A 9,070-nucleotide genomic window follows, 5' to 3' on the forward strand; every position below is an offset into this window, starting at 1 on the left:
CACCAATCCGGTCGATTTCTTTTGGTCGGCAGCGGTTCTAAGGATGGTTGTCAGGGGTTTCTCGTAGATGTCTACCGCGATCGCATTATTATAGCTTTTGACGCCAGTATAGAGGGTCGTGGCAGTATTGGCAGAGTCGGGATAGCTGGCTTTAATATACTCGCGATCGGTTCCTGGCGTCCACGGGTTAGCACCACCTTTGATGGGATCGTAACCGACTAAATTGCCCACTGGCGGAGTGGCTGGAGCTGGGCTATTCTTGCTGTGCTGCCCCGGATTAAATCTGGGGTCAAATTTGAAGTTAGGGCGAATCACGCTAGCACCAGTCAGCTTCTGGGTATCATCTAGGGCACTTTGGTTACTACTATATTTGCCATCTTTGCCTACGATCGTCGTCCCGTAGGTAGTCGCGAGGGCATACCCCTGAAGCGTCTGCATATTTAGTCCCGCACCCTTCCCCTGGACATAAAAATCTTTGAGAGTCTTCCCCGCATTACCTTTGGCAATCGCACTCTGAATCGCCGCAGCTCTAGTAATCTCCCAACCCATCCCATCGCCAATCATCAAAATCGTATTGTGCTGAATCGGTTTGGCACCAAAAGCACGAAATAAACTCGGCACGATCGTCACTGTGAGTAGTAAAGAGATCGCACTAATAATCAACCATTTAGTAGCGATGCGTTGTAAAAGTATGACCATTAATTTTGATAAATATTACACTTAAGCTCCATTTCGATACCGCCTGGAGTCGGGAACTCTCGATCGATATCGAGAGTAAGATTGGGGGCAAATCTCAAGTTTATTCATATCTTGCACTAGCACATAGGAATTAACAAAACAGCCTCAAAACTTACTTCTAAATACCAGAACTATCCACTATTCACTATCCACTATCCACTCAAACACTAGTAAATTTGTTTTGATATAAGATGTGAGCTTATCTACTTGTTTTTGCTAACATCTCCACAGCTAGATCTTGCCACTCCTGGCGAAGTTTATCGTCTTCAGCTTTAGCCGTCAGCGATCGACCGTTGAGTTCGGGATGCTGGGCATAAAAAGCGCGATCGACTTGACGATAAAACTTAGCAGCGGGGATATTGAGTTGTTTGAGCTGTTGATTTAGATCTTGCTGGCGTTGTTGGACGGATGGCTGTGCGGGTTTGAGGAGATTGGGGAGCGAGTTGACGATCCCAGCGGTAGTGTTGTTAAACTGCCGAGTCGCCATGCCGATCGGATCGATCGCCTGCACCCATTTTACGGCACCACTAATGGCTACACATGTAAAAAGGGTCACAGTCATGACTTTGGTGACTTGCCATACTGGTTTCTTCCACTCATTCGGGTCGCGTTGGGCTATTTCTGTCGCTGGGCTAGCGGCGGGGGCCTTGCTTCTGGGACTAATTTCGATCGTTTTAAGTTGCGAAATCTGATTGTTACGGACGATGGGGATCGAATTAGTCGGTAATTTCGCGACTGGCGCTACTTGTGCTGTATAATTGACATTAACGGCGGAAAGCCCTATTAAAACTTCTTTTACTGACTGATACCGATCCTGGGGATTGTGCTGTAACAATCGATCGATTATCGCGCCGAATTCGGGACTGAGTTGGATATATTTACGCCATTCCCACGTCGCTTCAGCGGGACTGTAGAGCGTACTCGCATCTCTACCTGTAAGTAAGGTTAGTGCAGTCGCACCCACAGCATACAGATCGCTCGCTGGAGATACTTTACCTCGGAGCATTTGTTCGTCTGGTGCGTACCCTTGCTTGCCGATCCGAGTGGCGATTTTGGCATTACTATAGCGAGAAACTAAAGTAACCGCAATCTCTTTGACACTCCCAAAATCGATCAGCACGGGTAGTTTGGATCGATCGCAATAAATCAGATTATCGGGTGAAATATCCCGGTGAATCACTCCACTCCGATGGATATAATCGAGAACGGGTAATAAATCCTGGCAAAACTGGACTACTTCAGCTTCGCTAAATGGTTGCTGCCGTTTGAGTCGATCGTTCAACCGCGCCAGATAAGTTTCCCCCTCAATATAATCCTGAATCAACAGCAGCGATTCCGTCCCACCCGCATTCACGCGCAGCAACTCCCGAAAAGCGGGAATCTGGGGATGATTGAGCTTGTATAAAGTCTCTGCTTCCCGCTCGAATAATTCTTTGGCTTTGGTTAATTCTGTTTGCAGTTGGGGCGCAAATTCTTTGAGTACACACTTCTCTCCAAATTTATTGAGATCCTTGGCTAAATAACTCCGTCCAAATCCGCCGCGTCCAAGTTCGCGGACGATCTCATAACGATTGCCGAGGATATTACCTGGCGCGAGTAAGGATGACTCTAGCATAGAAGGACTGGGTAATGGGATCGCGATCGGCTTAAATTAAATAAGGTGCCGAGGTTAGGCTAGATGTTCCCACTTTGGATATTATCTGTGATTATAATACCATTGGACTGAATAGGCGGGATTCTCTTGCGCTTTAGACTCGATCGCGATTTACAGATAGGATTAAATATCTATTGAGCCAGTAGCTGTACGTCCAGTTCTAAAAGTTCGGCTACTTCTTGAATACTCATGCCTTTTTTCAATAGTTTAGGCGCAATCTCCAGCTTAATCTCTTGCTTTGCTTGCTGATAAAGTTCTGTGTTTTTAGATATTTCTGAGCCTAGATTAGCTGACTCGGCTAGAATATCTGCTGGCAAAGGATCGTCAAAGTCTGGAAAAATAATTATTTTGCCTTTGTCTTGCCCAGGAACACGAGGTAGATTTGATTTTGGGGTTGGATTAATTCGATCTACTGGAAGGTCGGATTCTGAGATTCGATCGTCTTGTTGCTTTTCTGAATCTTCAGTGAAAAGATAAGGCGAAGATTTTCGCAGATTTTCTAAGAACTCTTCTGGTGTAACAGTTTTAAAGTGATCGGTGATGATTTGTTTGAATTTCTCAGGGTTCATTGGCATTGGAATCTCTCCTTAACCTTGGTATATAAAAGAGTGTTCGATTAAATCTAATTTTATAACTGAGATTTGAACGTGAGTCTTATCACAAATAGCTGAGTTTGGAAAGTTTGGATGTCCTTCAACAAATGCAGAACGAATCAACCCAAGTGAGTCTGGTTCAGAAGATCGCTCGATAGTACTAATAAGATAATCAAAGAAAGCACAATCTAGATAACGCTTGCCAGGTATATCTGGGTTCTGTGTTGGCAAACTCTTTCCCGTTTGTTGGTATACCTCAATAAATTTATTATAACTGTCCATCCAAAAATTAGTATTGTTGGTATCTGGCATATCCAACAGATCGAGACATGTGCTATCCAGTCTCAGCCTGGATTTGATTACGGCTGGCTCCTGGCTATACATTTTCTGTGCCCAATGTAACGCATGATTGGGTGCATCCTGCCAGAAATAAACCCCCGTACCCAGCCAATCATAGCCATTTGTGCTGGGTTGAAAACCTTCGGCAATAATTTTGTCGGCGCGACTGCGGCTGGTGCCATGATATCCATTTACCCAAATCGTATCGTTTGAATCGTCGTTACTACTCGTCATCCCTGAAAATCGATCGATATTTAGTGCTTTAGTTCTGGCAATCTTACCACCCGAAAACATCACTCGATCGACCTTCCATGATATTAATTAAGTCAAAATACTTCCTCCCATCAGTTTTTGAAAACGATAATCTAACTCCGCCTTCAAGCGTGGCGACTGGCTCAGATCTTTATCTTGCAAAATTACTTTTTCTGCTGCATCTCGCGCGATCGTGAGTACCTCGCCATCCTCTGCTAAACTAGCTAAAGCAAAATCTGCCATTCCCGATTGACGGGTGCCTAAAACCTGCCCAGGGCCGCGTAATTGCATATCCATCTCGGAGATCCAAAAACCATCTTGGGACTGTTCTAGCACCTGTAAACGCTGTTTAGCGTTGCTCGAACTGCTACCGCTCATGAGGAGGCAGTAGGAACGATGTTCGCCGCGTCCGACGCGTCCGCGTAGTTGGTGGAGCTGGGATAGTCCGAAGCGTTCGGCGTTTTCGATGAGCATGACGGTGGCGTTGGGGACATCTACGCCGACTTCGATGACGGTGGTGGAGACGATAATTTGGGTAACATTATCGCGAAATGCACTCAGAGCGGCATCTTTATCTGCCGAAGCCATGCGTCCGTGAAGCAAGCCGACTTGATATTGGGGGAAGACTTCGGTGGCTAATCGTGTATGTTCCTCGGTGGCGGCGCGGAGATCGAGTTTTTCGGACTCTTCGACGAGGGGGAGGACGACGTATACTTGTCGCCCAAGGGCGATTTCGCGGTGCATGAGTTCGTAGACTTGGCTGCGCTGGCGGCTATTGACAGCATTAGTTTGAATCGGTTGTCGTCCGGCTGGTAGTTCGTCAATCTGGCTCACGTCTAAATCGCCGTGGAGGGTGAGGGCGAGGGTGCGGGGAATAGGTGTGGCTGTCATCGTCAGAACGTGGGGCTGGGAGCCTTTTTGTTGGAGTCGGGCACGTTGGAAGACGCCGAAGCGATGCTGTTCGTCGATGACGACTAAACCGAGGTTGCGAAAGTTGACCTTATCTTGAATTAAAGCATGTGTGCCGACGGCGATCGAGAGTTCGCCTGTTTCGAGTTCGCTATATATTTGTCTCCGTTTGGCGGCTTTGGTGGAGCCTGTCAGGAGTTCGACGGGGAGATGAAGGAGGTTAAACCAGCCGACGAGTTTGCGATAGTGTTGCTCGGCGAGGACTTCGGTGGGAGCCATGAGTGCGGTTTGATAGCCGGATTGGATGGCGGCGAGAATTGCCATGACAGCCACGACGGTTTTACCTGAGCCGACATCACCTTGTACTAACCGATTCATCGGTGCGGGTTGTTGGATATCTTCTAAAATCTCACTCACGACTCGCTGTTGAGCATTTGTGAGTTGGAATGGTAATAGTTCTCTAAATCTGTCGATTAATATTCCTGTCGGTTTGATGATGGTTTGAGTATGAGTCTGGCGCATCAAATGGCGGCGTTGGAGGAAGCCTAATTGGAGATAGAAAAACTCATCAAAAACCAATCTCCGCCGCGCGGCTTCTTTGGTATCGCTATCTTCAGGGAAATGAATATTTTGAATCGATGATGCTAATTCCATCAAGCCATACTGCTCGCGGACGACTTTGGGTAAGGGATCTTTTAATAGTCCTGCTGCTGGCAAAACTGTCATGACAGCTTCACGAACGATATCGGCAGATACACCTTCTATTAAGGGGTAAACTGGCAAGACGCGCCCAATTTTGAGCGAAGAAATACTCGCTTCACTATCTGCTAATACTTCTATTTCGGGATTATCTAAATTGATGCCATATTTCCCCTGCTTGACTAATCCCGATGCGGCAATCCAACTGCCGACGGGATATTTACGCTTGAGTGATTCTTGCCAGCCGCGATTGCTGTAGCGAGTCCCGGCATAAAAGCGACTGATTTTGAGGCTACCAGTTTCATCTTTGATGGTAATTTCGAGGACATTGAGTTTCTTGTTTTTAGGACTGGTAAAGAAGTTAATCTTGCGAATAATCCCCACCAGCGTCACGGTGGTACCTGGCTCTAGCTCGATGATATTTATCTGCTTGGCATAATCGATATGATCGCGCGGATAGTAATACAGAACATCTTTGACAGTTAATAATCCCAATCGAGCCAGAATTTCGGCTTTGCGAATTCCTAATTGGGGAATATCGCGTAAGTAGCGATCGAGTGTTAAATTAGTGTCACTTTGAACCGTGGGAATTGTCGCAGGTGAAAGTTTAGGAATACTTGCTGGGCTGGAAATAATCTTTCTAGGTACTTCACTTACCTGGTGCGAACTAACTGGTTGATGACTGATTTCAAGACTGGCAACTTGTTGAGCAACTGTCAAAAATTGACTGGCTTTAGCAATTAATAACTTCCGTTCGCTCAGGGTCAGATCGTGATATTTAGCAAATTCAAAAGCTAATTCGCGCCAATGTTGACGATCTTTAGCACTAACATGAGTTGGTGGTTTGCCAAAACTCAAACATAAAAATTCACCGAAGCGATACTGTTGCCCCACTAAATCGGTATAACCATATTCTGCCTCGATCGCGAGCGCTTTTTGAATTCTTGACCAATCTGGTTCTTCGGACATCTATCTGCCAAAAAGTAAATGATAATCGAGTACTAATCACCGCAGTTATCCATCTTAGCTCAAATATCGACGATCGTTCGAGATCGATGGTAACTGCTAGCTTTCAAACCAACTATTTCGCCAAGCTGATTCAGCTTCGGCAATTTTTAGTTCTTGTTGTTTTTGGAGATATTCCCGGCGGAGCATCTTGACTTTATCAACTATTCGATCGATATTTTTTCGCAAGCTTAAGACATTGACTTCCGAGAATTCAACTTCTGTCAAACGTAAATAAACACTATGAATTTGCACTATCTGCGGAAAATCATCACCCTCAGCATCGAGAGCGATCGAGACAGATCGATCGGTACCATTACTAACAATCGCTCGATCGCTAGTAGAGTCTTCAAATTCCTGCTCGTCCGGCTCTTGCTCGATTAAAATACTTAATAAATTAGGGATATTTACATTGCTTTCGCCCTGACGATCGGCTTGAGCGCTTGCTTCTAAAATTGGCTTAGGAATCGTCGCTGGCATGATCCGAGCCTGCTGCAAGAGCAAATTTACTTTATAAGAAATCTCTTTCAAACTATGCGCGATTTCTGATTCTAAGTTTTGCTGCCAAGTAGATAAAGAAGTTGGCGTGGCAAACCAATCGATCGGCATAATGGGGATAGAAGTTAGTTCCCCAGTTGGCTCATCATCATTATCAACCCGAGCCGATGAGTCGATCTGAACGACTAAATTGGCGATCGCATTACTAATTACCCGCTGCAAAGTTTTGAGCAATTGCGATCGCTGATTGTAATTTAATTTCAAGAAAGCATCTGGATAACAATTGGTACATAAATAATAACAACTCTGAATCGACTGTTGCTTGAGTGTCGGTGCTAAAGCCGCAAAATAACTTTGATAAGCAGCAGTTAGTTCCGTGCCGAGATTACTACTGGCTGTCTGCAAATGATGTAAATCTTGTCCGACTTGTTCGATCGATCTTGCCATATGGGGGAATAGGGAATAGGGGATAGGGGATAGCGGGAGAGATGCGCGAAAAGCCGACTTTTCGCGCAGCGTCTCCTTGGGAGAGGGTTTAGCGTGTCAAGACAAGCAGCAAATAGGGTTTAACTAGATAGACTCAAACCGATCTAGATACATTGTCTCGATCGGAAATGTCATAAAATGGGTGACGACGATACATCGATGTATGAATAAATTTGGTTTGCGGGGCACTTGTCATACCCAAAATCTGCCCCATATTGTCAGCCATTCGGTTAGAATAATGTTCCGAGCCAGAGACAAACAGAGCTGCTCATGAGTCGATCGAGCGTCGGCAATATTGCTATGTCCGATCCCTCTCCACCAAGCTCCCCAACTCCTGCAATCATAACCCTCAAAAACATGTCTGTCATTACTTTAGATCCCAACACTCAAAGCACTACTACCCCATTACTAGGCTTGAGTTTAGCAGAATTGACCGCCTGGGTGCAGGAGCAAGGACAACCAGCTTATCGGGGCAAACAACTATACCAATGGATTTACCAACAAGGCGCCAAATCCCTGGCTGATATTACCGTATTTTCTAAGCAGTGGCGCGAGAGTGTCAAGGATACACCGATCGGTCGATCGACAATCCAGCATCGGGCAGTTTCTAATGATGGTGCGATCAAATACTTACTCCAGCTTCAGGATGGGCAAATCGTCGAAGCAGTCGGGATTCCCACCTCTAAACGGCTGACAGTCTGCGTCTCCTCTCAGGTAGGCTGTGCGATGGCTTGTACCTTCTGCGCGACGGGGAAGGGGGGATTTATGCGTCATCTCTATCCCCATGAAATTATCGATCAAGTCTTGACAGTGCAGGAAGATTTTCAGGAGCGCGTCAGTCATGTCGTCTTCATGGGAATGGGCGAACCATTGGCAAATTTAGATAATGTCGTCAAAGCGGTGAATTCTATCAATAAAGATATCGGCATCTCCCAACGCTCGATTACCGTCTCCACAGTGGGAATACCTGGCAAAATTCACGAACTCGCCCAACACGAACTTCAAGTCACCCTCGCCGTCAGTCTGCACGCACCCAACCAAGAACTTCGCACCGAATTAGTCCCGACAGCAATCAATTACCCGATTGACGAATTGCTCGATGAGTGCCGAGATTACGTCCAAATTACTGGGCGACGATTGAGCGTCGAATATATCCTCCTCGCAGGAGTCAACGATAAACCCAAACTAGCGGTTGAATTAGCTAGCAAACTACGCGGTTTTCAAACCCATGTTAATCTAATTCCGTACAACCCGATCGACGATGCCGATTTCGATCGACCCACACCCAGAGATGTCCAGGATTTTGTCGACGTACTAGAGCAAAAGCACATTGCCGTCAGCGTGCGTTATTCCAAAGGTTTAGGTGCGAGTGCTGCTTGTGGGCAATTGCGGGCAAATCAGGTAAGAGGGTAGGGAGTAGAGGGTAGAGGGTAGGGAAGAGTAGATCTAAAATTCTATGCACTCAATATTTAAAGAACGCTTGCGTTCTCTACCATCTACCACCTACCATCTACCCTCTACCCTCTAACTCACCAAACTGCGATCGGGACGTAAATTTCGTGCGCCACGGAGGTAGGGATGATAAACTTTAGCATCTGCTGGGAGATTGGCGTGAATCAGGAAGCGAATACAGCGGGGGAGACTGCCCTCAACGTGCATTTGTTGGACGTCCATCAGGGCGACATCTTGCCAATTAGGATAGATACGACGAGCGACAGCGGCGGGGAATACTGCATCTAAATCCTTGGTAGCAGTAAAAATGACACTGATAATGCGATCGGGATCGATCCGATTGCGATACTCTAATTCTTGCAATAGCTCGGTAACGGCACTATAAATCGCCCCCTCTGTATTTTCACTTGCCGTCGTCGCCCCGCGAATTGCTCTCATCTGCCAC

General features: G+C 46.3%; 8 protein-coding genes. 1 reads left to right on the forward strand and 7 read right to left on the reverse strand.

Translation table 11 applies throughout. From position 1 onward, the window contains the following. The 6 genes from RMO52_RS23600 to RMO52_RS23625 form a co-directional block, all read right to left on the reverse strand. The coding region (locus tag RMO52_RS23600) for an alkaline phosphatase (protein ID WP_396135092.1) at nt 1-564 on the reverse strand (564 nt) is incomplete at its 3' end. Nucleotides 565-937: 373 nt separating this feature from the next. Further along, the gene (locus RMO52_RS23605) at nt 938-2,353 is read right to left on the reverse strand and encodes a serine/threonine-protein kinase (RefSeq protein ID WP_310419236.1); all 1,416 of its coding nucleotides are present in this window, start codon (nt 2,351-2,353) and stop codon (nt 938-940) included. 170 nt (nt 2,354-2,523) lie between these two features. After that, on the reverse strand, nt 2,524-2,961 hold the full coding sequence (locus RMO52_RS23610; protein WP_310419239.1) for a hypothetical protein: 438 nt from the start codon (nt 2,959-2,961) through the stop codon (nt 2,524-2,526). Nucleotides 2,962-2,979: 18 nt separating this feature from the next. After that, the gene (locus RMO52_RS23615) at nt 2,980-3,618 is read right to left on the reverse strand and encodes a hypothetical protein (RefSeq protein WP_310419241.1); all 639 of its coding nucleotides are present in this window, start codon (nt 3,616-3,618) and stop codon (nt 2,980-2,982) included. A gap of 27 nt (nt 3,619-3,645) precedes the next feature. Next, nucleotides 3,646-6,153, reverse strand: a complete 2,508-nt coding sequence (gene recG / locus RMO52_RS23620) for an ATP-dependent DNA helicase RecG (protein WP_310419244.1) — start codon at nt 6,151-6,153, stop codon at nt 3,646-3,648. A gap of 96 nt (nt 6,154-6,249) precedes the next feature. Then, the gene (locus RMO52_RS23625) at nt 6,250-7,134 is read right to left on the reverse strand and encodes a hypothetical protein (protein ID WP_310419247.1); all 885 of its coding nucleotides are present in this window, start codon (nt 7,132-7,134) and stop codon (nt 6,250-6,252) included. 396 nt (nt 7,135-7,530) lie between these two features. On the opposite strand from RMO52_RS23625, the gene rlmN reads away from it, so the two are divergent. Next, nucleotides 7,531-8,586 carry a 23S rRNA (adenine(2503)-C(2))-methyltransferase RlmN gene (rlmN, locus tag RMO52_RS23630; RefSeq protein WP_310419250.1) on the forward strand — a complete coding sequence of 352 codons (1,056 nt, stop codon included), beginning with the start codon at nt 7,531-7,533 and terminating at the stop codon, nt 8,584-8,586. A 111-nt stretch (nt 8,587-8,697) separates the two neighbouring features. Here rlmN and aroH read toward each other — a convergent pair. Next, on the reverse strand, nt 8,698-9,070 hold a 373-nt coding region (gene aroH, locus RMO52_RS23635; RefSeq protein WP_310419255.1), incomplete at its 5' end, for a chorismate mutase.

Origin of the sequence: Chamaesiphon sp. OTE_8_metabat_110 (genome assembly GCF_031382685.1) — a bacterium.
In the GTDB taxonomy this organism is placed as follows: domain Bacteria; phylum Cyanobacteriota; class Cyanobacteriia; order Cyanobacteriales; family Chamaesiphonaceae; genus Chamaesiphon.

What these genes read in the sequence shown, in the direction of transcription:
- RMO52_RS23615 (WP_310419241.1), bottom strand. Translation starts at nt 3,618, where the DNA reads ATGTTTTCGGGTGGTAAGATTGCCAGAACTAAAGCACTAAATATCGAT.
- recG (WP_310419244.1), bottom strand. Translation starts at nt 6,153, where the DNA reads ATGTCCGAAGAACCAGATTGGTCAAGAATTCAAAAAGCGCTCGCGATC.
- RMO52_RS23610 (WP_310419239.1), bottom strand. Translation starts at nt 2,961, where the DNA reads ATGAACCCTGAGAAATTCAAACAAATCATCACCGATCACTTTAAAACT.
- rlmN (WP_310419250.1), top strand. Translation starts at nt 7,531, where the DNA reads ATGTCTGTCATTACTTTAGATCCCAACACTCAAAGCACTACTACCCCA.
- RMO52_RS23625 (WP_310419247.1), bottom strand. Translation starts at nt 7,134, where the DNA reads ATGGCAAGATCGATCGAACAAGTCGGACAAGATTTACATCATTTGCAG.
- RMO52_RS23605 (WP_310419236.1), bottom strand. Translation starts at nt 2,353, where the DNA reads ATGCTAGAGTCATCCTTACTCGCGCCAGGTAATATCCTCGGCAATCGT.